The organism is Halomonas sp. PA16-9, from assembly GCF_009728585.1.
GTDB classification, from domain to species: domain Bacteria; phylum Pseudomonadota; class Gammaproteobacteria; order Pseudomonadales; family Halomonadaceae; genus Vreelandella; species Vreelandella titanicae.
In genome coordinates this window covers 2,943,635-2,967,053 of record NZ_CP040451.1, presented here as the reverse complement: position 1 = coordinate 2,967,053, position 23,419 = coordinate 2,943,635, and the positions used below count along the sequence as shown (strand labels likewise).

Here is a 23,419-nt window from a genome sequence, read left to right as displayed (position 1 = left end):
GAGCCGGGCGTTGAGCCTGTAGAAAAACTCCGCTGACGGCTAAGTTTTGGTAGGATCGGGAAAACAGACGAGGAGTGGTCAGCATGCCGCGCTTCAAGGCTTATAACTACGATCAGAACGCCATGGTGGTGATCAACTACCAGGATCAGCTCCAGCCAGGCACCTTTGAACACGCGGTGCACTACCTGATCGAGCACAAGCTCGACTTATCCGTTTTCCATCCCAAGTACCGCAACGATGCGACTGGTCGGCTGGCCTACGATCCGGCCATCCTGCTTAAGATTATCCTGTTTGCTTACTCAAAAGGCATCACCTCCAGTCGTGAAATGCAGTGGTGCTGCGAGACCAATATTATTTTTAAAGCTCTTTCCTGCGATACCGTTCCTCACTTCACCACACTGGCAAGCTTCGTCAGTTGCCATGCCGATGAGATTGAAGCGCTGTTCGAACAAGTGCTGCTGGTGTGCCATGAACAGAGCTTGCTGGGTAACGAACTCTTTGCCATTGACGGCTGCAAGATGTCCTCCGATGCCTCTAAGGAATGGTCGGGTACGTTCAAAGAATTGGGCGAGAAGCGGGAGAAACTGAGAGGCCTGATTCGGCATCACCTACTAGAGCACTACGCGCGTGATGAAGCCGAAACGGAAGCCGACCTGGATCGGGACATTCGCCGAGCCAAGATGATTCTCTCCCTAGATGCTGCCATGAACAAAGTGGATCGTTTCCTAAAGACGCACAGCCCAAGGATGGGCCGGGGGAAGCGAATCAAGGAAGTGAAGAGCAATCTGACCGATAACGAAAGTGCCAAAATGACCACAAGCAAGGGCACGATCCAGGGCTATAACGGCGTAGCCACGGTGGATAAAAAGCACCAGATCGTCATTGACGCTCAGGCCTTCGGCGAAGGCCAGGAACATCACACCTTGCAGCCCGTACTGGAAACGGTCGAAGCCCGTTTTAAGAAACTGGGCATTGCGGAAAACATCTACCAGAAAGGCACCGTCGTCACCGCGGATACAGGCTTTGCCAATGACAAATTTATCGGGAATAAATTTGAACAGCCGCAGGTTGGCCCGAAGGGCGAGTCTCATGGATGAGACGAGTAAACTCAATATGAAGCATCTGCACGAACAGCAGATCAACGGCTACATCCCCGATAACCAGTTCCGCAGCCGAGATCCGAAGTTCGCTAACCAGAAAGACAAATACGGCAAGCGCCATCAGAACCTGCTGGACAAAGGCTGGCGAGAGACGACGCCAGCTAGCGCGTTCCAGTTTGATCCAGTAGCGCTAACGTGTATCTGCCCAACCGGTGAAAAACTGTCCTATCGCGGGCAACAAGAAACGGACACTGGCAAGATTCGGGTACACTTTGAAGGGCGTTTGCTGCAATGTCGGCACTGCCCAAAGAAATACCGCTGCATGCAGAACCCGAGCTCGGCCGACCATCGCAACGGCGCAGGGCGACAAGTGTCTTTTATTATCGAGAACAAACGCTTACCCAATTACACGGACTGGATGAAGCATCGGGTTGATAGCCCGAAGGGCAAAGAGATTTACAGCCATCGCATGTCAGTCGTAGAGCCTGTATTCGGTAACATTGGCACGACGAAAAGGCTGAGCTGCTTTAGTCTGCGGGGCAAGAAGAAAGTACAGGGCCAGTGGCAGCTCTACTGCTTGGTACACAATATTGAGAAGTTAGCGAATTATGGCCATTTGGTCGCGTCATGAAGAGCTATGAGCGGGATAAGTCGCTACATAAGAGCCAAATAGCCCTCTTAACTGGCATTAGGCGCGCACCTTAGTGGCTGAATACCGATATTAATACTCCCCAGCCAGATGACTGGTAGGGTGAAGAAAATGAGAGCAACAGGCGGTGGAGACGGCTCTAAATCGGGTTTTTCTACAGCCTCGTTAGCTTTCAACTTAAACCAACTGTCGAGGAGCAATAATGAAAAACTATAATTACGATGAATTTTCTAGCAATACTTATGATTTAGATAATTTTTATGGACCGGAGGTTGGTAATAAAGCCCCAGATTTTTCATTATCCAATATAGCTAGTGAAGTCGTAAATTTACTAGATTTTACAGGAGAGTTTCTTGTACTTGAGCTTGGAAGTATCACTTGTCCATTATTTCAAGGGAGGCGAGAAGGTATGAGTGATTTAGTTGGTTTATTTCCTAATGTTAGCTTCTCCGTACTATATGTAAGAGAGGCACATCCTGGAAGTAATATTCCATCACACAAATCACTTGAAGGAAAAATTAGTTGTGCGAAAAACTTAAGTAAAGATGGGGAGGAAAGAAGCATCCTTATTGATGACATAAATGGCAGCGCTCATAATGGTTATGGTAGTTATCCTAATGCTGTTTTTATCATTAATAGAAATGGATGTGTTGTATTTAGAAGCGACTGGAATAGTGTGCCTGCTACCAAAGCAGCATTGACTAGACTTTTAAGTGGAAAGCCGGCTAATAATAAAAGTTATTTCTTGCCGGTTAAGCCAACTATTGCGATCAAAACATTGAAGCGAAGCGGCAAAGGTGCAATTAAGGATTTTTTTATGGGATTACCTACTTTAATATGGAAAAATGTCATTAAAAGAAATGTATTGCTTTTTCTCAATGTAGAAAAAGTCATTTCGCCTGATGCTAAGTGCTAAACAAAGCTAACAAGTTGCTGCATCGGAAAAACTACTCGCTCGCGCTCGCATTTTTCCGCTGAGCAAGGCGTTAATGCCACGAACAGTAGACGCCTTCTATAGTTGGGTTGCCCTTAACGAGGAGGTGTCAGATGGCTAGGAAAAAGTGCCTGCACTATGCACAGGAGGCGGTCACGCGAACTAATTGCTATCTGAATGCAGCTCAATGAGGCTCAATCGCAGGTGCTCCATGAATGCTTTTACTTTCGCCAGTGGATATTTTCTCCCCGAGTACAGCGCGTATAACACAAGATCCTCTGGTTCGCAGTTAAGGTCAATTTTGATAAGAGAGCCGCTGTCTATATCTGCCTGACATGCATGAATGGGTAATATGGCAAAGCCAAGTCCTTTCAGGGCAGCGGATATAGCCATATGACCGCTGTTGACCTTATAGCTGGATTGCACCTGAATGGTTTGATCCCCTTTAAATCTCCAGGGCATGCCTTGTAGTACCGATAAGGTTGTTATGCAGGGGGCTTTACTCAGTTCATCCAGCGAGCGTGGCAATGGCTGATGTTCAAGAAGTTGTGGTGAGGCCACCACGCAACTTGACCAGCGCAGGACTTCCCTGGCGACCCAGCCAGAATCGTCCAATGACCCTCGACCAAAACGTAACACCAGATCAAACCCTTCTAACAAGCCTTTCGTTGGGTCCAACTGGGTATCACAGCTTAGTTGAATCTTCGGATGCCGAATACAAAAGTCAGCGATGATTTCAGCCAGGAAGGGGAGGTCAGGCGTGATGATCTTAAGGTGGCCGGCAAGGGAATCCCCAAACAGAGAAACTTCTTCCAGCGCATCATTCATTGCTCGTGTGAGTGGCATGATGGACTGATAGAGTTGCTTGCCTGCAGCGGTTGGAATCATCTTACGGGTTGTGCGTTCCAATAATCGCAAACTAAGTTGTTGCTCCAATAAAGCGACATGGCGACTGACATTGGATGTTGGTAATTGAAGAAGCTCTGCTGCCCGCTTAAAGCTCAGTTGTTCATATACGGCCTGGAAGCTAAGCAACCACTGAAGCTCGGTTTTCTCTATCATTAATTGTCTCAAAAAATGGGATTAACAAAATAATAATAGCATATTTATCCCGAATAATGGATTTGTGACAATCTCTACCGAATGTAGTTATCGAGGTAGAGTATATGAACAGCATCAATCGTATTGCCATTGTCGGTGCAGGCGTTGCCGGAATGGCGCTGGCGATTCTCGCCAAAAAACAAGGTTTTCAGGTGACACTGTATGAGCGTGATAGTAAGGTCTCGTCCATTGGTGCCGGTGTGACATTATGGCCAAATGCCATTTTTGTTTTGCAACAGATGGGCTTGGAAAAAGAGATAAAACGCACTGGTGGTGCGCCCCGTTATATGCGCCAGTTTGATCAATATGGTGTCCAGCAGGGTGAGTTTGATATTGAGGCCGTGAACATGCTGAGTGGTTTCCCCAGTGTGACGATATTGCGCCGTGATCTCATGAGCATACTGGCCAAGGCTTTAGACGATTTAGACGTAGAAATATACTTTGGTTGCTCAATGTCAGTGCAAGATATTGACAGGTTAAAGCAAGATTTTGATCTGGTGGTGGGAGCCGATGGGCGAATGAATTCGGTGGTGCGCCATACGTTATACGCAGAAAAGGTGAATCCCTGCTATCAAGGCTTCGTTAATATTATTGGTGTTAGTCAGCTAAAGGAGGACGTTCTAGATAACGCCATTCATGATTTTCGCGGCTCTGGTGAGCGCTTTGGAATTGTCCCTGTTAAAGCTGGCTTATGTTTTTGGGCTGGAGCATGGAATGCAAACATTGATAAAGAACGGCCCCTATCCACTTGGTATGATGAAATGCATCAGCGTTTTCGGAGCTGGCCTGACCCGGTACAAAGTGTACTGAAATCCTATGATAAAGCACCGCTCAATCGCATTTTTGTTCATGATCTTGATCCTCTGCCCTATTGGCATCAGGACAATGTTTTAATTATTGGAGATGCTGCACATGCATCTTTGCCGACTTCAGGGCAGGGGGCGTGCCAGGCGCTGGAAGATGCATGGTATCTTGCCCGGCTTTTGGAAGAACAAGATGAGCTGGAAAACGTCCTGACAGATTTTTATCAACAGCGCATCGCCAAGACTTCTGCAGCGCAAATCGTTGGAAGGCAGTTAGCCCAGAGTATTTTTGGGGGGCAATCTGAACCTCAGTCGTTTGCTTCAGGTATTTCCGCTGAGCAATTAAGCCAGCTCTGGATGCAGGGGTTGGAAATGAAATAAGTGGAAATTTATCGATTCTGTATACTAGAAGTTAACAAGCAAAGGCAGAGGATAAACGGCTGCTTTGGACGTTAACCGTCTGTTGAGGTTTCGTTGCACGTTATGCAAGAGCGGATCAGATGATCGAATCGACATATTGGCGCCAAGAGTTGCGCGCAGAGTTGGCGTGGCTCAAAAAGAATCGCAAATACCGTAGGTGGTCGGATAAACAGCTTGTGCTGTATGAACGCCGCCTGATGTTGGTGGCATTCCAGGTACGCTCTCTACTTGAGCGTCCGAAAGTAAATGATTGCGCTCGTAGCGCTAGAATTCCTGTAGTTCGATATAAAAAGATCGGGAGCAAGCCCTTCACGTATGTTGGTGCGGGATTCCCGGAGGACCGATTTGACATGGAGAGTCCTGAGCAGTCAGAACTTGGCGTCCTCGATGTCTGCAACCAGCTCATTCACTATTACTGGATGCAAACATGGTCAGAAGGAACCGCTTTCAAGGAAATGCTTGTCTTCTCCGACTTCATGCGCCATAAGTGGGCTTACCAGTTCCTTATCGAGGACCTTATAAGCCTCTTCAGCATCTTTGCCAACGATGCTTCGGCAGTCACTGAACTGAGGTTTCATTGGAGCGACAAGAAGAAGGACTATGTGGCACAGTGCGCACGTTGAAGGTTTGAAGGTTAACACCTATGAGCCTTCTGCCTGTCAATAGGCCGCAGCATTTTTTATTGGCCGCGTAAGCGGTCAATATCAAGTCCCTGAGCCAGTGATCCTACTTCACCTGTCATCGTTGGCTGTTGGTGGCTTACAGCAAACACCTATTGAGGCTCTCTAACGTGGTGATTCACCACTGCCAAACCGGGTTGCTCCTTGCAGGTGGGTCTGGGGCACTAGACATTCATCGGTTCACCAGCATCTATCCTATTCAAACAGCGGGTTACTTTATAGTCCCAGTTAGTTTCAGGTTCAGCGCCGGTGTAAGCCCACTCGCTCAGGGTGTTGATGCACGCCAGCAGGATGGATAATCAAAGCGACGGGCTTCGAGTTGGGTGTAGAAGTCGGGTTTCAGATCTGAAGATTAGTCAGCAGACACCCGGTTTCAGCACACTCCATGATGATCCAGTTAGACGATGATCATCATCCTGCTGCGTGACTAACTCGTTAAAAAGCGTTGTTCATCAAATACCTTTTCGTTCTTTAACATGAAATAGACCGCACGCCCCAGCTTGTGGGCCAAAGCCGATAAAGCTTTGGCTTTACTCATGCGTTTCTGGAAGTGTTGCAGCAGCTTTTGTGCACCTGGATTGCCGCGCAGATAAAGCACAGCAGCCTCAGAAAAAGCCCACTTCAGATGGGCATTACCAATCTTGTTGCCCTGGGTGCCATAGGTCTTACCAGCCGATTCGGCTTTGTACTTGATTAGTCGGGAGTAGGAGGCAAACTTCTGGACAGATTCAAAGCGTCGAATATCCCCCACTTCATACAGAATAGTGAGAGCCAGAATACGGCCAACGCCGGGAATGGTGGTTAATAAGTGGTAGTAGGTTGGCTGATGCTTTTTGGCCTGTTTTTCCAATAGCCATTCCACCTGGCTTAGTTCTCGGTGGTAGCACTCTAAAACGGCCATATCTAGATCGATATTGCGCTGAGCAAGCGGGTCATCAAAGGTTCTGCCCAATTGTTCTCTGGCACTGACATTTTTTAAATTGACCTTGTTGGGTGGCAGGTTGTACTGACTCGTTGTGTTGACAACATGAGCTTTAAGATCAGCGCCGTGGCGAACGAGCCCAGTTCGGCGGCGAAGCAAGTCACGGGTAGCTCGCATGCTGCGTGGGTAGACATAAGCGAGGGGGAAATTACCGCCTCGAATAAGCGCCGCGATTTTGTAAGAATCCACGCGGTCATTTTTTTTTACCGCCATGAATGGCCTTCATATAAAGAGCATGACCGAGAATGAAAGCAATGCCCTGGTCTTCACAGAAATCAGCGATCCAGTACCAGCAGTGCATGCATTCGGCGCCGATGACCAGATCGTCCAGGTAAGGTTCGATCAGATGAAGCAGAGGTTCTGGTTTGGCTGGAATCTCTTTATGCAGAAGGGTATCGCCCTGCTGATCCAGTATGCAGACATACAGGCTACGGGCATGCAGATCAATTCCACAGTAGTGACGATGAGTGCTATTGTAAAAGTTCATTGAGTCTTCTCCTGTTAGGTTTGGTCGCCTTTTCAGCTTAGCCAAACGGGCTGAGCTGGGGGAGAAGGCTCAATGAGTATCAAGGCACTCCAGCCGACCACTGAAGCGGCGGCTGAGTTTTGTCGTTATGTTTTGGGTAGACTCCATGGCTTTCAATGAGTTTCAGATAAAAGTACTTGAAAAATCATCGAAAACGACTGGGCATGGAGGCTTTGCCTCAAAATCTTGCGTAAGGCATCTGAATCGAGCTTTTGAACTTAAGTCGAGTATGCCTGAAGTGGCTGCATTTTTAGCAATCACGGCCGAGGAGGAGGCTGCGACGGCTATATTTGCTGCTTTACTCAAAAGAAAGTATAACCATGCATCAAGTTTCAAAGTGCGGGATCATAAACACAAGGCAGGGGTCTATCCCTTTCTGAAATTACTTGGTGAAGTCTTAGGCCCACTGAAGCATGGTCTGTCGTTGAACCTATTCTTTGACGAAAAAGATGACGCTTTGCGCGTTCGGATGCCAATTGGAATCCAAGGCGACAGACAAATATGTATTGTACCCGACCCGCCATTAAATCTTGTTTCTGTCGATCGTGGCGGTAACCAAACTGACTATTTAAAGCAAGTGCGTAGCATCGCATCTAATCAAGGTATTGGCTCAACATTCAAGTATGTGCAAGACCTTGCAAATGAACGGAACACGATGCTGTATGCGTCTGATTCAGGAATACCAAAGATACTAGATATTGATCATACTCTGAAACGTCATTCTGAGGCTGCACTTCTTAACTTAATTATTTATCTTCTCATCGAGCCATACAAAGTACAAAATCTTGTACAAGAATCGGTTGATACATATATTAAGATTCTTCACCGTATAGACGAAGAGAAAACATAACCAAGTCAAGCACGGCGACGCCTTTTTCGTTGCGGCTTCGCCTCCACTTCAAAGCCGCGCGTGTTGGCGGCGCTATGTGCTCTACAGTGGCCTGCTGTCAAGTCCTGGGCTCGGGATGAGTGAAGGCGCTAACCATATTGAACTTGAAGGTAGAGTATAGTGAACAGTACATCACATAAGGTTAAAGGTCATTGCCGTTGCGGGCAGGTAGAATTTGAGGTTAGCGCAAAGCCAATGATCACAATGGCTTGTCACTGCACAGGGTGTCAGCAAATGACGTCTAGCGCATTTAGCTTGAGCTCGCTATTTCCGAGCGCTGCATTCTCAATTACATCCGGGGAGCCTGTTATCGGTGGACTGCATGGGAGCACATGCCACTTTTTCTGCGGGCATTGTATGAGCTGGCTATTCACACGCCCCGAAGGTATGGATGATTTTGTAAATGTACGCTCAACGATGCTAGAGGACTCTCGAACCTACAAGCCATTCATTGAAACTTACACGGATGAAAAGCTGGAGTGGGCTTTTACCGGTGCAGTGCATAGTTTCTGTAAGTTTCCACCGGAGCAAAAGTTTCCGGAGCTTCTCCAAGAATATGCGCAGAAACAAGAATAAACACAGCATCGGAGAGTATGTTGCAGCACATAACAATCAGTTGCAGCGGAGCAGTTTACGCTGCGCTTCAATTGCCCAGCTGAGCTGGGTATTAAAAAGTTTCAGCTTAGGCTCTTGAAAATATCGTGAGCTGTACTTATATACAGAGATTCACTCATGAAGAGAATCTAAGCTTATGAATCCAGACACATACTTACGACGGAATCTTGTAATAACCTGCGTGGGAATTGCAGGTTTCCTAGCTACTGCTTGGTACATCGTGGCCTGCTTTCTGCTCACAATGCACAATCAACTGCCCCACAATTCTTCGATTCCACTTTTATCTGGTCTCGCAAGTTTGCCATCCCTTGTGTATCAGTATACTAACTACCCTATTGTGAATTTAGCCTGGAGGTACGCAATAGAAATGCCCAGTGGTAGTGAGGGATTAGTATTAAACCATGCCATATTAATTGGCACCGCTTTAGCCAGCGGTTTATTCGCGGCTTTATCAGGTGAATATCCCAAGGCTCGGGCTACAGTTAGGCGATATGAGCACGAAATAGAGCAAGAAAAGCTTCGTGAGGGTGTGCGAACAAAAAATGGCTACGTTAAGAAGCCGAGCGATCCAAAAGAGGAGTTTGTAATCAGCCTTCAGCCCCATAAGCCTTGGCATGACAAGTGGTGGGGGAAGCTTTTTGTTATAGTCGTTGGTGGGTTACTACTTGCTATTTGTCTCCAGATTTTTGGGCTCAAATAATTTTTAACAATGCCATGCACCGGATGCCAAAACTTCCACTTCGCTGCGGTTCTGGCACCGGTGATGGCTGGCGTGAGGCTGTAGAAAAACCCTTTGAAGCCTAAGTTTGGTAGGATCGGGAAAAACAGCTGAAGAGTGGTCAGCATGCCGCGCTTCAAGGCTTATAACTACGATCAGAACGCCATGGTGGTGATCAACTACAGAGATCAGCCCCAGCCAGGCACCTTTGAACACGCTGTGCACTACCTGATTGAGCACAAGCTCGACTTATCCGTTTTCCATCCCAAGTACCGCAACGATGCGACCGGTCGGCTGGCCTATGATCCGGCTATCCTGCTTAAGATTATCCTGTCTGCTTACTCAAAAGGCATCACCTCCAGTCGTGAAATGCAGTGGTGCTGCGAGACCAATATTATTTTTAAAGCTCTTTCCTGCGATACCGTTCCTCACTTCACCACACTGGCCAGCTTTGTCAGTCGGCATGCCGATGAGATTGAAGCGCTGTTCGAACAAGTGCTGCTGGTATGCCACGAACAAGGCTTGCTGGGTAACGAACTCTTTGCGATTGATGGCTGCAAGATGTCCTCCGATGCCTCTAAGGAGTGTTCGGGTACGTTCAAAGAATTGGGCGAGAAGCGGGAGAAACTAAGAGGACTGATTCGGCATCATTTATTGGAGCACTACGCGCGTGATGAAGCCGAAACGGAAGCTGACCTGGATCGGGACATTCGCCGAGCCAAGACGATTCTCTCGCTAGATGCCGCCATGAATAAAGTAGATCGTTTCCTAACACAGCCCAAGGATGGGCCGGGGGAAGCGAATCAAGGAAGTGAAGAGCAATCTGACCGATAACGAAAGTGCCAAAATGACCACCAGCAAGGGCACGATCCAGGGCTATAACGGCGTAGCCACGGTGGATAAAAAGCACCAGATCGTCATTGACGCTCAGGCCTTCGGCGAAGGCCAGGAGCATCATACCCTGAAGCCAGTTCTGGAGCAGGTAGAAACGCGTTTTAAGAAGCTGGGCATCGCCCTACCAGAAAGGCACCGTCGTGACCGCCGACACTGGCTTTGCCAATGAAGCTAACATGAAGTATCTGTACGAACAGCAGATCAACGGCTACATCCCCGATAACCAGTTCCGCAGCCGAGATCCGAAGTTCGCCGACCAGAAAGACAAATACGGCAAGCGCCACCAGAACCTACCGGATAAAGGCTGGCGAGAGACGACGCCCGCCAGCGCGTTCCAGTTTGATCCTGTAAGCCTAACGTGTATCTGCCCCACCGGTGAAAAGCTGTCCTATCGTGGGCAACGAGAAACAGACAATGGCAAGATCCGGGTACACTTTGAAGGGCGTTTGCTGCAATGTCGGCACTGCCCAAAGAAATACCGATGCATGCAGAACCCAAGCTCGGCTGACCATCGCAACGGTGCTGGGCGACAGGTGTCTTTTATCATCGAGAACAAACGTTTACCCAATTATACTGACTGGATGAAGCACCGAGTCGATAGCCCCCAGGGCAAAGAAATTTACAGCCATCGCATGTCAGTTGTAGAACCGGTATTCGGGAATTCTGCACGACGAAAAGGCTGAGCCGCTTTAGTCTGCGGGGCAAGAAGAAAGTACAGGGCCAGTGGCAGCTTTACTGCCCGGTGCACAATATTGAGAAGTTAGCGAATTATGGCCACATGGCCGCGTCATGAAGGGCTTAGAGTGGGGTAAGTTGCTTTTTAAGAGCAAAAGGCCGTCTTCAACAAGCTTTAGCTGGGCGCTCAAGTGGCTAAATGCCGATATTAAGATTACTCAGCCAGATGACTGGCTGGGTAAATGAATAAGGACAACAGGCGGTGGAGACGGCTCGAAATCGGTTTTTTCTACAGCCTCGTTGAGGCTGTTGAATTACTCTTTTTTAATAAAAACAGCTTGTTTTATGGGGTCCAAATGCATTACCTAGTGCCTTAAAAGTTCTTAGGATAGATTTCAGGAGCTTGATTTTTAGTTAAATTTGGCTGTCAGAGTTATTCTACAGCCTCGTTAGGAAAACCAAGGAATTTCGGAGTATATGAATATCAAAATGAATTTGAAACCTAGCATTTTGTTATTCTTTATCGGATTTTTGGGCATAATTTCTATTGTTCCTTTAATACCTCAATTATTATCGTTCCAATCAGAGGCATTACCTTTATCAGTAGAGATGATTCAAATAATATCAGTGGCACAGTCATCAGTTTTGCTGCTGCTTATGGTTTGGATTGGTTCCGTTTTTTCCAAAAAGGTAGGTTTAACAGCGCCAGTTATTTTTGCTTTAGCTCGCTCGGAAAGTGCTTTAAAGGAATTAAAGCAACAAATAATACCCGCACTGATCGGCGGGATCATCGGTGGAATATTTATACTTGTATTTCTAGGTGCATTGTCTAGTTATCTTCCAAAAGAGTTTCTCAGTGCTGGTGAGAAGCTGGCACCACCTTGGTATACCAAAATGTTATACGGTGGTATCACAGAAGAGTTGCTCATTCGTTGGGGCTTAATGTCATTTTTCGTTTGGGGGGCATATCGCTTGACTCAAAAAAATGGTTCGAATATTCGTGCGCATAACTACATTTTTTCAATTATCATATCAGCTTTAATTTTTGGCCTTGCTCATTTGCCTGTAGCTTTTGCGCTCTCGTCAGAGATTACTACTCCGCTTGTTGCTTATATTATTTTAGGTAATTCCGCTTTTGGTTTTATAGCGGGTTACTTGTATTGGAAGTATGGTTTAGAGTGTGCCATCGGTGCACATATGATTGCTCATATAACAATGATTGTTGGTGCAGGTTTTGCCTAACAATACGTGCCAGCTGACATTTTGGTCGGCGCTCCGTTTGTGTATGGCTTTGCCATTTTACACAAAACTCCACACCAACCAAAATGCAGCTACACTCTGCGTTATGCAGGGTATGTCCTATGCCTCGAGGCCTTAGAATGAGAGAGTCAAGTTTGTCATTTAGATTGGCTACTGATCATGATGTTGAAAGAATATATTCATGGCTTTTAGAGCACGATCATCGGGAAGTGCATGGCTCATTTTTATGCAACTGGAATTTAACGCATCAAGTCCATGAAGACCGCCAGCTTTTCGTGGCCATACTCGAGGGTGAGCCAATTGCCTACATATGGGAAGATTTTGGCATACTGGAGGTTCGTGAAGACTTAAGAAAGAAGGGGGTCGGCAAACAGCTAGTAGAATATGCAATGAAACGTGCCATCAGCAATGGCAGAATTGCTGTTTCCATTGAATGCAAACCCGAATCGTCTATTCCTTTTTGGGAAAAAATGGGATTCGAATTCCACAATGAAAAAGAGGCGTCATATGTTTTTGAAAAATCCTTTGATATTCCTGTCGATAGCTCGCCGATAAACGTAGAGATAATGTTTTACCCAGAACATGCAAAATGGACCCCCCAGACACCACCGATAAAGTCCTATTCTCTGCCTGCTGTGCTAGACAATCAGGGTGTCATACATCTTCGACATCGTGTGGCCGCTTACGTCGGTAGCGAAAATTATCACGGCGATGCGATGATTAAAATCAGCTTAGATGGTGAGGCTGTCTATTTTGATAAAGCCAGGTACTCTAAAGCAAGGGCAATAGGGGTGACCTATGGTTCAGGTGCTTTCTATATAGACAAGGTGCATAACCAAGCATTGCACCGGACAAGCCGGTGAATGCGGCGTTATGTTCCGGGAGGAGGCTTGGTTGACCACTCGAGTCATTGAAGTAGCCAAGTTCAGAGCTAGGTATAGATATTCATTTGATGATGAGTATTTTTACTTGTTTTGGAAGAAGGGCTTGCGAACGTTAGTTCACGATAGATATCCGTTGAATGAGATGTCTGCTGAGTTAGATCACTGGCGTGGACGGCCTCACTCCACCGTGTCTAATATAAAGAAGTCTATATTCTGGTTTGTAGTGGCGGTCGTGGTGTTCATTCTGTCTTCTTCCCCTTTGGCGGTGCTGGTTGCGGCAATTGCCTTCATCGTATCTAGTCTTTTGTTCTTCAATGAAGTTGGCTTTCTGTTTCCAGTGAGTGCAACCATATTGGATTACGAAGACCTCAGTGGAAGTGTTTATATGTTTCATGGGAGAAAAGGGCTTGAGGATTGGCCAGCCTTTGAGAGAGGGCTTTCGGATGCGATTAGAGCCTCTAAGCTGTCCAGAACATGACAATCGGATGCACAGCGACCGATTCTCCGCCGCTTCGCGGCTCCAAACCGGCGCGTGAGCCGGGCGTTGAGCCTGTAGAACCCCCCGCTGACGGCTAAGTTTTGGTAGGATCGAGAAAATAGACGAGGAGTGGTCAGCATGCCGCGCTTCAAGGCTTATAACTACGATCAAAATGCCATGGTGGTGATCAACTACCAAGATCAGCTCCAACCCGGCACCTTTGAGCACGCAGTGCATTACCTGATCGAGCATAAACTCGACTTGTCGGTTTTCCATCCTAAGTATCGCAACGACGCGACAGGTCGGCTGGCATACGATCCGGAATGGTGTGGCTACGGTGGATAAGAAACATCAGATCATCATTGATGCTAAGGCCTTTGATGAAGGCCAGGAACATCACACCCTGAAGCCAGTTCTGGAGAAGGTTGAAGCGCGTTTTAAGCAGTTGGGCATCGCTGAGAACATCTACCGGAAAGGCTCGTCGTGACCGCCGATACTGGCTTAGCTAACGACAATTTATCGGGAATAAATTTGCCCAGCCGCGCCCAAAGAAATACCGATGCACTTTAGTGGCTGAATGCCGATATTAATATTATCCAGCCAGATGACTGGCTGGGTAAATAAATTAGGATCACAGGCGGTGGAGATGGCTCAAAATCGGGTTTTTCTACAGCCTCGTTAGGCTATCCAGAGGATACGATGACAGATTTAAAGAATAATGCGCACTATTTCGACGTTTCTTTTGCGAGGCTTTCTTCACCTGATGAACACTACAACGGTATCGAGTTTGAAGATTGCCAATTCTCCGATTGTGATTTCTCAGCATCTAAATTTCAGAAATGTAAGTTTACCAACTGCATATTTGAAAACTGTAATTTAAGCTTGGTCGATTTTTCAAATTCAAAGCTATTTGGGCTTAAGTTTCAAGATAGTAAGCTAGTTGGGGTTGATTGGACGAAAGCGATTTGGGCAGTTTATCACTCAGACTTTGAGTTAGTTTTTAAACGTTGTATTTTGAATGACTCTTCTTTCTTTGGTTTGACCTTAAATGAATTGGTTTTTGAAGAATGTAAGTTGCATGATGTTGATTTTCGTGGAGGTGATTTTTTAGGTTCGACAATGACTTATAGTGACTTTAGGAATAGTTTGTTCATGAGAACAAATTTGCAAGGTGTCGATTTTAGCGAATCAACGGCATACGCAATTGATGTACTAGAAAATAATGTCAAAAAGGCTAAGTTTTCAAGATATGAGGCATTGAACTTGTTAGAAAGCTTAGGTGTTGAGTTGGTTGACTAATATCCTAACAAACCCTTCAAGAGGGGCATGGACTTCCCCCAGTTCAGTGGACACGCATCGATAACTTCGCAGGAGGAGAAATACGATGCCGGAGATGATCACGGGAAGAAAACTCAGCAGTACAGCACTGAGTTCAAGGTCAAAGCGGTGGAGTGGAGTCACCAGGCCCACCGGAGTGTGAAAAGCGTCGCCGAAGCGCTGGATATTCACCCTTTCATGCTGTCACGCTGGCGTAAGGAATACCGAGAGGGAAAGTTCGCCATGAAACGGGTAAAGAAAGCGCCAGCAGACGCCAAGAAGAAGATCCAGGAACAGGATGAGGTTGCCCGCCTGAAACGCCGGATATCGGAGCTTCAGGAGGAAAACGACATTCTAAAAAAGTTTCAACGTTTTCAGGCCGAGGAACGACGGAAGCGTTCCGGTTCATCTGGAAACACCGACGAGACTACAGTGTAAAAGCGCTGTGCAGACATCTGAAGGTGTCGCGGTCTGGATACTATGCCTGGGCCAACCGGGAGCCCAGAAAGAGAGCCACTGACAAGGCAGACTTGTTGTTGAAGATCAGGAAGATCTACGACAACAGTAAAGGCCGTTATGGTAGTCCTCGCGTTTACCAGACGCTGCGCCGAGAAGGCCTGGTGGTCGGAGAGAATCGGGTCGCGAAAATTATGCGGGAGTGGGGCATGAAGGCCCGCTCTGCTCGTGTGCACCGCCGATTGAGGAAGCTCAGGAATGATCTGAAAGCCCTGCCAAATTATCGACTTGAGGCAGCGAGGCCGACTGCGGAAAACCAGCAGTGGAGCAGTGACGTCACGTATATCAAGCTTGGCAAGAAGTGCGTGTTCCTGGCGGTAGTGTTGGACCTGTACTCACGCCGCATCATCAGTTGGCGCTTGGGGGCGAGTCTGAGCGCAAACTTTACCAGAGCAACGTTGCGGGAGGCCTTCACAAGCCGTAAGCCGGATTCTGGCCTGTTGTTCCATACGGATCGCGGCATCGAATACCGAGCTCATAAGACACAAGCGCTGCTGAAGCAGTACCAAGTAAAACACAGCATGAACCGACCTGGTCAGTGTACCGACAATGCCGAGGTTGAATCGTTCTTCAAGACCCTCAAGGGAGAATTGCTGCACGCCACCAGCTTCGTGACGATGCGCCAATTACGGAAACATATAAAAGCCTATATTGAGGGTTTTTATAATACCCAACGGCTGCACAGTGGCCTTGGTTACCGGACTCCGCTAGAGTTCGAAGGAATCAACTGATGGGGCGTGTCCATTTTATTGGGGAAGTCCAGCAGCCAATGCGTGGTATCCTCAGTTCAAATAAGCGTTTGTGGTTACGGCTGTTATGTTCGAGTTCAGTGTTTTGCTTTGTCTGCCCCTCAAGCGGGCGTTGAGTTTGTAGAAAACCGCCTCTGACGCCTAAGTGTTGGCCGGATCGAAAAAATAGACAAGAAGTGGTCACATGCTCCGCTTCAAGCTCTATAATCACGATCAAAACGCCATAGTGGTGATCAACTACCAAGATCAGCTTTAGTCAGGCACCGTTGAGCCGGACACAAGCTAGACCTGACGGTTTTCCATTCGCTTATAGCTGGATAATGTCACCATAATCATGCGCCACTTTGGGAACAGCTCAGACGAATGTCCAGGCCAATATCCGCGTAACCTTATTTCCCTGTTTCATCTCTATTTCCCGACTATCAACGGCACCGAGCTTACGAATCAACTTCTTTGCAGGCTTAACATTGTCGGCTTTCGAAACCAGGCTGCTAAACCAGCGGCATTGAGTTGAATACACTTGGCTTTCTCTTATTAGCTTTTTAAGAAACAGCTGTTCGCCTCCCTTACACCAAAGCTCTGCCTCCAGCCCACCAAAATTTAGGGTGGGAGATTTAGCTTTTGCTTTTTGTTCACCGCGGCTACGAGCAAGGTTATTGAGTTTAAGCTGGCTACCTTTAAGTGCTTCATCAAGCGAGGCGTGGAAGGGTGGGTTGCATACGCTGACGTCAAAGAACTCCCCAGCTTGAATGATTCCTTCAAATATGTGGTTTTTATCGTGCTGCGTGCGCAGCGTGAAGCGATCTTTGAGTGTGGGGTTGTTGGTGATAATCGTGGCCACGTTCTCAAGCGATTGAGGGTTAATGTCACTACCAACACACTGCCAGCCGTAAATTTGGCAGGCCAGTAGTGGGTAGATGCCATTTGCTCCAGTCCCTATATCAAGCAGCTTGATGCTGGACTGTTCATGTCCAACCCCAAGCTCCAATAAATCCGCCATGTAATGGATATAGTCGGCTCTGCCTGGAATGGGAGGGCAAAGCGCGCCCTCTGGAATATCCCAGTCGACAATGTTGTAGTATCGGCTTAATAACGCGGCGTTGAGCGTTTTTACGGCCAATGGGTCTGCGAAATCGATGGAAAGGTCGCCATAAGCGTTCGCTTTCACATGGGGGGCTAGTGCTGGGTGGCTTTTTACGAGAGCTGGGAAGTCATAGCCTTGGTTGTGTAGATTCTTCGGGTGCAGGCCTTTGCGAACAGGCTTGGCTCGGCTATTTTTACTTCGATGGACGGTGTTCACAGTATTAGGCCTGAGGCTTGGCGCTCAATAGTCGAATGGGCTTGTCTTAGTCCGTGATTATAATCTTAATAGCTGTGTTGAGCATACTCGGCAGTTCGAGGGTGGTGTGAGAGCTCCAGCTATCCGTGTTTTGCCTAACAAAATCACGGAAGGCGGACGCGTGAGATGCGCTGCTTTGTTTTAACGTTATGAGAGCTCAAAGAGGTTCGGATTTTGATTCATGATTGCTCTTCTTGCTCACTCGCTGAGGTATGGTTTGAAGAAGGTGATTCCGATGTTTACCTAAACCTGAATGGGGTGGTGACAGAGGAGAGGAAGACTCTGAGTCGATCCATTATCTAGAGTACGAGGGACAGACGATCGAGTCTGTAAGAATCAGCGTGGCTTTCTGCCCACTTTGCGGCCAAAAGCTCGCACCGGTATGCGCGGCATTAAATTTTCAATCGGGTTTAGTGATGTATATTGAGATCGTAGAAAAAGCAGATCACCTTAAGCTAATAGAAATTTGGGAAGCATCGGTTAGAGCAACCCACGATTTTTTGGCTGAAGATGATCTACAGGAGCTAAAGCCTTTAATTCTGGAACAGTACTTTGACGCTGTTGATTTAAGGTGTGCCAAAAATGGCAATGGTGAAATACTGGGTTTCTGCGGTGTACATGACGGTAATATTGAAATGTTGTTCATCTCTCCTGATGCGCGCGGAAAAGGTATTGGTTCACTGTTAGCTGCCCATGCTCTCAAAGAGCAGGGAGCCTCAAAGGTTGATGTTAATGAACAGAATGAGCAAGCGCTAGGTTTTTACCAGCATATTGGCTTTAAAGTGACGGGGCGCTCTCCGGTTGATGGGCAGGGTAAAGCCTATCCGCTGCTGCATATGGTGCTATAAAGATTTATCAAGGCTAGGCACGGCGAATCAATATCGAAGTAACCTTAGTAGGAAGTCGAAACATGCAGCAATATCTAGAGTCAACGGAATACATAGATTGGAGAACACCAGAGGTGTTGGCCAAGGCGCACTCGCTGGCTGACGGAACGGAGAGCCTTGAACTAATCGCAGAGAAGTGTTTTGTATTCGTTCGAGATCAGATTAAGCATAGCTGGGATTACGAGTGTGATCCTGTGACGTGTAAGGCTTCCGATGTTCTGAGATACGGTACGGGCTACTGCTATGCGAAGAGCCACTTACTTGCGGCATTGCTGCGTGCGAACGGCATTCCTGCGGGCTTATGCTATCAGCGGTTGACTATTAGCAATGATAAACCGCCGTTTTGTCTGCATGGCCTAAATGCCGTATACCTTGAAAGGCATGGCTGGTATCGAGTTGATCCCAGGGGGAACAAGACCGGTGTTGCTGCTGAGTTTTGTCCCCCGACTGAGCATTTGGCATTTCCGTTGGTCTCAGATGGGGAAGCCGACCTTCCGGAGATATGGGCAAAGCCCATATGGCCTGTTCTTGAAGTGCTTCAAACAAAAAAGACGTATAAAGAGGTGGCAGATAATCTGCCGGATATTCAGCTGGCGTTGGCTAACAAAGCAATGCACGCAACAAGTGCGTGATTGTGGTGTTATATGCAAAAAATGATTCGGGTTCAAGGAGGAGTGTTTTGTTCGATGAAAAAGTAAAAATAGAAAAATGTGACCTTAAAAATCTTGATGAGCTAGTTGAAATTGGAAAGGTGACATATCTTGATACGTTTCAGGGGTCTTGTTCAGATGATGTGATGAAAAAATATTTGGAGGAGACATTTGAACGAAATAAAATACGTGAAGAAATTATGAATAAAGATAGCGAGTTCTTTTTCATATATGTAGATAATGAAGTCTCTGGTTACCTTAAGCTAAACATCAATAGTGCCCAGTCTGATTTAAAGAGTGAAAATGGTCTAGAGATAGAAAGGATATATAAAGTATAAATATAAATCGATAGGGTTGGGTAAGCTTCTGATAAGGTATGGGCTCAAAAGGGCAGAACAATTAAGGAAAGGCTTTGTATGGTTAGGTGTCTGGGAGAAAAATTCGGCCGCGATAGGCTTTTACATGAAAAATGGTTTTTCCGAAATTGGAGTTCATGACTTTAGAATGGGTGATGAAGTGCAAAATGACTTAATCATGAGAAAGGATGTTATTTACTGAATAAGTATACGGAAGTGGAGGTTTTATATCACAAAGCATGAAAGGGTGCCTCCAAACGAGTGCCATTTTCGCTTTGCTCAAAAAGGTAGAGATATACATCAATGCAATCAGACGTAGTTAATTTGGCCGAAAAGTTCAGTAAGTTTTCGGAACACTGGTCGCCACGCGTCGTCGCGGAGATGAGCGACTATCAGCTCATACTGGCAAAACTTCAGGGCGATTTTTTTTGGCATGATCATTAAAGATACTGACGAGGTTTTCCTGATTGTTAAAGGAACACAGAGAAGCACACTCTGGGATGGTGCCGCTCATCTACCCGAAAGAGAGATGAATGTTGTTCCCAAAGGTGTGGAGCGTAGGGCCCTTCGCTGAAGGTGAATGCCATGTTCTCCTTATTGAGCTCCGAGGCGTGGTCAATACCGGAGACTTCGGCAGCGAGCTTCAGACCGAAAATGATGTCTCGGTATAGCGTTAGGCCATCTTTCGCTAACAAGGCCAGGCACGGCGACGTCTTTTCCGTTGCGGCTTCGCCTTCACTACAATGCCACGCGTGTTGGCTGCTTTAGGGCGTCAGAACACTCACTCCGTTCCATCAAACTTCCCGTAGTTACCTCTTGACTCATTAGGTCAGTTGTCCTAGGTTTAAAAAATAGGTCGACTGTCCTATAGCTCTGAATAGTTGCCGGGAGGCGCTTCGGTGGTCAATAAGCTAACAAAAGATCGAATTGTCGATCAGGCAGATCACCTGTTCTATGAGCAGGGGTTTGAGCACACATCTTTCGCGCAAATTGCGGAAGCTCTAGGCATTTCACGAGGAAATTTCTACTACCACTTCAAGACCAAGGACGAAATCCTGGATGCCGTAATCAATCATCGTCTTATTCGCACGAACTCAATGCTCGATAATTGGGAGCTAGAAGGCGACACGCCAACGGATCGTATCCGCTGTTTCATCAATATTCTGGTAATGAATCGCGCCAAAATTAAGCGTTATGGCTGTCCGGTAGGGACGCTCTGCACGGAACTTGCCAAGCTGGATCACCCCGCAAGAAGCCACGCAAACGAGTTGTTTACGTTATTTAGAACTTGGTTGCGCCGACAATTCGAACAACTTGGCCGTTCTGATGACGCCGATGAGTTGGCAATGCACCTACTCGCTTTCAGTCAAGGAATAGCGACACTTTCTAGTGCATTCCAGGATGAGAAATTCATTCACATGGAGGTAAGCCGCCTGGATGACTGGTTGGCCTCCATTACAACTGCAACCAACAATCAATCGGAGGTGCTTTAATGTTTGTCGTTCTTTTGCGGTTCTCAGAAAACAAGGATCAAGCCAGTGATTTTATGGAAGGTCATAATCAATGGATCAGGCGGGGGTTTGAGGATAAGGTTTTCTTAGTGGTTGGCAGTCTTCAACCCGGTCTTGGAGGTTCTGTTCTTGCTCATGGTGAGTCAAGGGAAGCTCTTGAGAGCCGAGTTAATCAAGACCCATTTGTGGCCGAGAATGTCGTTACGGCAGAAATACTTGAAATTGAACCAAAAAAAGCAGATGAGCGTCTGGGCTTTCTTCTGGCCAAGTGAGGGGGGGGGCGATGAACTCTACTGTTCAAGGCCCTGACGGAGAATTGCGTTGCAGCTGGTGTTCGGCTGCTCCTGAGTTCTTTGAATACCACGATAATGAGTGGGGCTATCCAGTTGATGACGATATCAGGTTGTTTGAAAAGCTGTGCCTCGAAAGCTTTCAATCCGGTCTGAGTTGGCGAACAATTCTAGCTAAACGAGAGAATTTCCGTGCTGCTTTTTCCAATTTCGATTTCAATATAGTGGCAAAATACAATAATTCTGATATCGAGCGGCTATTGAAGGATGAAAGGATTGTCAGGCATCGAGGAAAGATCGAAGCTGTGATCAACAATGCAAGAAGGGCCAGAGAGCTCGTGGAGCAGGAAGGTTCACTGGCTGCTTACTTCTGGCAATTCGAGCCAGACGAAAATAGTTTGCCTGAGCCACAGACAGCATCAACTTCGGAGGAATCCGTTGCGCTATCGAAGGCTTTGAAAAAGCAAGGCTGGAAGTTCGTTGGCCCCACGACCATCTATGCTTTTATGCAGGCAATGGGGCTTGTAAATGACCACTCTGATGGATGCGTCTTCAGAGCAAAAGTGGAACAAGCACGCAAGCGCTTTAGGCGTCCTGGGCGAGTATAATGGCTTAAAAAAGCCAAGCACAGCGACAGCCTTTCCGTTGCAGTTTCGCCTCCAGTCGCGAGATGAGGTGGTGCTGAGATACCGTGCCCCACTTCATCATGCTGAGAAGCTTCGTCAACTGCCATGCTGACGAGATTGAGGAGGCATTAGGCAAGTTCTGACGCCGCAGAGTTTTGATGTGCAGTAAATATGCGCATATAATTAGTGCATGATCCTGCGTGAGAAATGAACCATGCAAGCTGTTGAAGCTACCAAATCCATACGAAAGCCCACGAACCTATCGCTTGATAGTGCTCTTCTCAAAGAGGCAAAAACTCTGGGCATCAATATTTCACGATCAGCAGAAGCGGGGATCGCGGAGGCTGTGAAGCTTCACAAGCAGAAGAAGTGGCTGGAAGATAATGCCAGTGCCCTCGCAAGCTCGAATGAATACGTTGAAGCTAATGGTTTGCCTCTTGCACGGCACCGTCAGTTCTGATGGCCCGTTTCGATATTTTTGAAAATCAGGATGGGGCGGGCTATCTGCTGGATGTGCAATCAGACCTGCTCAGTGGTTTGAACACCCGAGTTGTCGTGCCACTGTTGCCCAAACCCTCGGCGCCGTCCCCTGCCCAGAGGCTGAATCCTATATTTAACATTGAGGGTCAAGAGGTGGTAATGGCTCCTCAGTACATGGCTGCTGTGCCTGAAAGCGAATTGTGTTTTGGTGCCGGTAGCCTTGTTGAGCAGCAAGACGAAATTTCCACAGCGTTGGACATGCTGTTTTTGGGCTTCTGAAGCAAAGAGGGATACTTTTCCGTAGCCGCGGATGCTGGCTGGCGTTAGATTGCACACGAACCCTTCCAGTCTGATCTTGTGGAGCCTCAAATGACGGCCTCAGCAATTACCTCCCTAGCGCATGCCTTCGACTCCCGACTCGCCACTCTTGAACATCTTCTGAATGCTGGCACTGGTCGCTAATCAGGCAATCGACCACGAGAACGTGCCCGAACACAAGCACCTGGAATTGGGTGGCGGAATATACGTAGACCTAACAGGCGAGGAGTATGTCGCGGATTTCTTGCTGCCCAACTTCTACTTTCACCTGGTCACGACTTACTCGATATTGCGCAGTGTCGGAGTGCCGATCGGTAAAAAAGATTATATGCTTCACCTGATGCCAAAAGTGAAACAAAGTACAATCTAACCAGCGCTTCGAACTGATTACTGCGCGCTTCTGCGCAGCTCAAGCTCCGGTATGTGCTGATGGAGAAGTAACTTGAACATTACAGATTTATCTTTCGGGGTCACGGATTGGTCTGAAGTTGAGAGGACTGAGCACTCCGGAGAATACGGTGTTGCTTATTGGAAGACTCGAAATTTCGGGGATATCCGGGTTCGTATGGTTGAGTACAGTCCTGGCTATCTGGCGGATCATTGGTGTGCTAAAGGGCACATATTGCTCTGCCTCGAAGGTGAGCTTCATACTGAGCTAGACGATGGTCGTTGTTTTGTTCTCACGCCTGGTTCGAGCTATCAAGTTGCCGACAATGCTGAACTTCATCGTTCTTCGACGGAGCAGGGGGCTACGTTGTTCGTCGTCGATTAG

The 23,419-nt window shown here is 47.3% G+C and carries 29 protein-coding genes and 3 pseudogenes; 29 read left to right on the top strand and 3 right to left on the bottom strand.

Annotation, left to right across the window (positions count from 1 at the left end; all coding sequences use genetic code 11):
- The first annotated feature begins 83 nt into the window (after nucleotides 1-83).
- From FDY98_RS28125 to FDY98_RS13795, 3 genes are all read left to right on the top strand, one after another.
- Nucleotides 84-1,097: a transposase gene (locus FDY98_RS28125; RefSeq protein WP_231500616.1), complete on the top strand. Its 1,014-nt coding sequence runs from the start codon at nucleotides 84-86 to the stop codon at nucleotides 1,095-1,097.
- On the top strand, nucleotides 1,090-1,731 hold the full coding sequence (locus FDY98_RS28120) for a transposase (protein WP_231500615.1): 642 nt from the start codon (nucleotides 1,090-1,092) through the stop codon (nucleotides 1,729-1,731). Before FDY98_RS28125 ends, FDY98_RS28120 begins: the two co-directional genes overlap by 8 nt.
- 220 nt (nucleotides 1,732-1,951) lie before the next feature.
- A complete protein-coding gene (locus FDY98_RS13795) occupies nucleotides 1,952-2,665 on the top strand; it encodes a deiodinase-like protein (RefSeq protein ID WP_081742543.1) in 714 nt (237 codons plus the stop codon).
- A gap of 180 nt (nucleotides 2,666-2,845) precedes the next feature.
- On the opposite strand, the gene FDY98_RS13790 is transcribed toward FDY98_RS13795, so the two are convergent.
- Entirely contained in the window at nucleotides 2,846-3,745 is a 900-nt protein-coding gene (locus FDY98_RS13790; RefSeq protein ID WP_027957518.1) for a LysR family transcriptional regulator, read from the bottom strand.
- A 104-nt stretch (nucleotides 3,746-3,849) separates the two neighbouring features.
- Between FDY98_RS13790 and FDY98_RS13785 the strand changes: the two genes are divergently transcribed.
- Entirely contained in the window at nucleotides 3,850-4,968 is a 1,119-nt protein-coding gene (locus tag FDY98_RS13785) for an FAD-dependent monooxygenase (RefSeq protein ID WP_027957517.1), read from the top strand.
- Nucleotides 4,969-5,087: 119 nt separating this feature from the next.
- Complete coding sequence (locus FDY98_RS26255) at nucleotides 5,088-5,630, top strand: hypothetical protein (RefSeq protein WP_027957516.1); 543 nt, start codon at nucleotides 5,088-5,090, stop codon at nucleotides 5,628-5,630.
- Nucleotides 5,631-6,114: 484 nt separating this feature from the next.
- Here FDY98_RS26255 and FDY98_RS13775 read toward each other — a convergent pair.
- Nucleotides 6,115-7,156 (bottom strand): annotated as a pseudogene (locus tag FDY98_RS13775) (IS110 family transposase).
- A gap of 145 nt (nucleotides 7,157-7,301) precedes the next feature.
- Between FDY98_RS13775 and FDY98_RS13770 the strand changes: the two are divergent.
- From FDY98_RS13770 to FDY98_RS13720, 13 genes and pseudogenes are all read left to right on the top strand, one after another.
- The gene (locus tag FDY98_RS13770) at nucleotides 7,302-8,045 is read left to right on the top strand and encodes a hypothetical protein (RefSeq protein ID WP_155705919.1); all 744 of its coding nucleotides are present in this window, start codon (nucleotides 7,302-7,304) and stop codon (nucleotides 8,043-8,045) included.
- Between the two features lie 234 nt (nucleotides 8,046-8,279).
- Complete coding sequence (locus FDY98_RS13765; protein ID WP_081742544.1) at nucleotides 8,280-8,660, top strand: GFA family protein; 381 nt, start codon at nucleotides 8,280-8,282, stop codon at nucleotides 8,658-8,660.
- A 406-nt stretch (nucleotides 8,661-9,066) separates the two neighbouring features.
- The gene (locus tag FDY98_RS13760) at nucleotides 9,067-9,399 is read left to right on the top strand and encodes a hypothetical protein (RefSeq protein ID WP_027957512.1); all 333 of its coding nucleotides are present in this window, start codon (nucleotides 9,067-9,069) and stop codon (nucleotides 9,397-9,399) included.
- Nucleotides 9,400-9,543: 144 nt separating this feature from the next.
- A complete protein-coding gene (locus tag FDY98_RS28115) occupies nucleotides 9,544-10,251 on the top strand; it encodes a transposase (RefSeq protein WP_231500613.1) in 708 nt (235 codons plus the stop codon).
- The gene (locus tag FDY98_RS28110; protein WP_231500620.1) at nucleotides 10,229-10,480 is read left to right on the top strand and encodes a hypothetical protein; all 252 of its coding nucleotides are present in this window, start codon (nucleotides 10,229-10,231) and stop codon (nucleotides 10,478-10,480) included. Before FDY98_RS28115 ends, FDY98_RS28110 begins: the two co-directional genes overlap by 23 nt.
- A gap of 7 nt (nucleotides 10,481-10,487) precedes the next feature.
- A pseudogene (locus FDY98_RS28105) lies at nucleotides 10,488-11,104 on the top strand (transposase).
- A gap of 359 nt (nucleotides 11,105-11,463) precedes the next feature.
- On the top strand, nucleotides 11,464-12,228 hold the full coding sequence (locus FDY98_RS13750) for a CPBP family intramembrane glutamic endopeptidase (RefSeq protein WP_027957511.1): 765 nt from the start codon (nucleotides 11,464-11,466) through the stop codon (nucleotides 12,226-12,228).
- A 152-nt stretch (nucleotides 12,229-12,380) separates the two neighbouring features.
- Entirely contained in the window at nucleotides 12,381-13,109 is a 729-nt protein-coding gene (locus FDY98_RS13745; protein WP_157831341.1) for a GNAT family N-acetyltransferase, read from the top strand.
- Nucleotides 13,110-13,140: 31 nt separating this feature from the next.
- Nucleotides 13,141-13,608 (top strand): hypothetical protein, encoded by a 468-nt coding sequence (locus FDY98_RS13740; RefSeq protein ID WP_155705917.1) that lies wholly within the window; start codon nucleotides 13,141-13,143, stop codon nucleotides 13,606-13,608.
- Between the two features lie 138 nt (nucleotides 13,609-13,746).
- Nucleotides 13,747-13,929, top strand: a pseudogene (locus FDY98_RS13735) (transposase); the annotation flags it as partial.
- Nucleotides 13,930-13,945: 16 nt separating this feature from the next.
- Complete coding sequence (locus FDY98_RS13730; RefSeq protein ID WP_196518034.1) at nucleotides 13,946-14,095, top strand: hypothetical protein; 150 nt, start codon at nucleotides 13,946-13,948, stop codon at nucleotides 14,093-14,095.
- 212 nt (nucleotides 14,096-14,307) lie between these two features.
- Nucleotides 14,308-14,907 carry a pentapeptide repeat-containing protein gene (locus FDY98_RS13725; RefSeq protein WP_027957507.1) on the top strand — a complete coding sequence of 200 codons (600 nt, stop codon included), beginning with the start codon at nucleotides 14,308-14,310 and terminating at the stop codon, nucleotides 14,905-14,907.
- A gap of 60 nt (nucleotides 14,908-14,967) precedes the next feature.
- Nucleotides 14,968-16,172, top strand: a protein-coding gene (locus tag FDY98_RS13720; RefSeq protein WP_155705990.1) for an IS3 family transposase whose coding sequence is annotated in 2 segments (ribosomal slippage) — nucleotides 14,968-15,316 and nucleotides 15,316-16,172 — 1,206 coding nt in all. Because the reading frame shifts where the segments join, the coding sequence is not laid out codon by codon here.
- A 373-nt stretch (nucleotides 16,173-16,545) separates the two neighbouring features.
- Here FDY98_RS13720 and rlmF read toward each other — a convergent pair.
- Nucleotides 16,546-17,490: a 23S rRNA (adenine(1618)-N(6))-methyltransferase RlmF gene (gene rlmF / locus FDY98_RS13715; RefSeq protein WP_027957504.1), complete on the bottom strand. Its 945-nt coding sequence runs from the start codon at nucleotides 17,488-17,490 to the stop codon at nucleotides 16,546-16,548.
- A gap of 455 nt (nucleotides 17,491-17,945) precedes the next feature.
- Here rlmF and FDY98_RS13710 point away from each other — a divergent pair, with 455 nt between their 5' ends.
- The 11 genes from FDY98_RS13710 (at nucleotide 17,946) to FDY98_RS13660 (ending at nucleotide 23,419) form a co-directional block, all read left to right on the top strand.
- On the top strand, nucleotides 17,946-18,377 hold the full coding sequence (locus FDY98_RS13710) for an acetyltransferase (RefSeq protein WP_027957503.1): 432 nt from the start codon (nucleotides 17,946-17,948) through the stop codon (nucleotides 18,375-18,377).
- A gap of 62 nt (nucleotides 18,378-18,439) precedes the next feature.
- Nucleotides 18,440-19,048 carry a transglutaminase-like domain-containing protein gene (locus FDY98_RS13705; RefSeq protein WP_027957502.1) on the top strand — a complete coding sequence of 203 codons (609 nt, stop codon included), beginning with the start codon at nucleotides 18,440-18,442 and terminating at the stop codon, nucleotides 19,046-19,048.
- A 47-nt stretch (nucleotides 19,049-19,095) separates the two neighbouring features.
- Entirely contained in the window at nucleotides 19,096-19,404 is a 309-nt protein-coding gene (locus FDY98_RS13700) for a hypothetical protein (RefSeq protein ID WP_155705915.1), read from the top strand.
- Nucleotides 19,405-19,420: 16 nt separating this feature from the next.
- A complete protein-coding gene (locus tag FDY98_RS29525; protein WP_196518032.1) occupies nucleotides 19,421-19,624 on the top strand; it encodes a GNAT family N-acetyltransferase in 204 nt (67 codons plus the stop codon).
- A 697-nt stretch (nucleotides 19,625-20,321) separates the two neighbouring features.
- Nucleotides 20,322-20,915 carry a TetR/AcrR family transcriptional regulator gene (locus FDY98_RS13690; RefSeq protein ID WP_027957500.1) on the top strand — a complete coding sequence of 198 codons (594 nt, stop codon included), beginning with the start codon at nucleotides 20,322-20,324 and terminating at the stop codon, nucleotides 20,913-20,915.
- Nucleotides 20,915-21,205, top strand: a complete 291-nt coding sequence (locus tag FDY98_RS13685) for a YciI family protein (RefSeq protein WP_027957499.1) — start codon at nucleotides 20,915-20,917, stop codon at nucleotides 21,203-21,205. Before FDY98_RS13690 ends, FDY98_RS13685 begins: the two co-directional genes overlap by 1 nt.
- An 11-nt stretch (nucleotides 21,206-21,216) precedes the next feature.
- Nucleotides 21,217-21,831, top strand: a complete 615-nt coding sequence (locus FDY98_RS13680; protein ID WP_027957498.1) for a DNA-3-methyladenine glycosylase I — start codon at nucleotides 21,217-21,219, stop codon at nucleotides 21,829-21,831.
- Between the two features lie 232 nt (nucleotides 21,832-22,063).
- Nucleotides 22,064-22,309, top strand: a complete 246-nt coding sequence (locus FDY98_RS13675; protein WP_027957497.1) for a type II toxin-antitoxin system CcdA family antitoxin — start codon at nucleotides 22,064-22,066, stop codon at nucleotides 22,307-22,309.
- Nucleotides 22,309-22,608, top strand: a complete 300-nt coding sequence (locus FDY98_RS13670) for a CcdB family protein (RefSeq protein ID WP_027957496.1) — start codon at nucleotides 22,309-22,311, stop codon at nucleotides 22,606-22,608. Before FDY98_RS13675 ends, FDY98_RS13670 begins: the two co-directional genes overlap by 1 nt.
- A gap of 163 nt (nucleotides 22,609-22,771) precedes the next feature.
- On the top strand, nucleotides 22,772-23,017 hold the full coding sequence (locus tag FDY98_RS13665; protein ID WP_051430462.1) for a DUF1993 family protein: 246 nt from the start codon (nucleotides 22,772-22,774) through the stop codon (nucleotides 23,015-23,017).
- Between the two features lie 72 nt (nucleotides 23,018-23,089).
- Nucleotides 23,090-23,419 (top strand): DHCW motif cupin fold protein, encoded by a 330-nt coding sequence (locus FDY98_RS13660; protein WP_027957495.1) that lies wholly within the window; start codon nucleotides 23,090-23,092, stop codon nucleotides 23,417-23,419.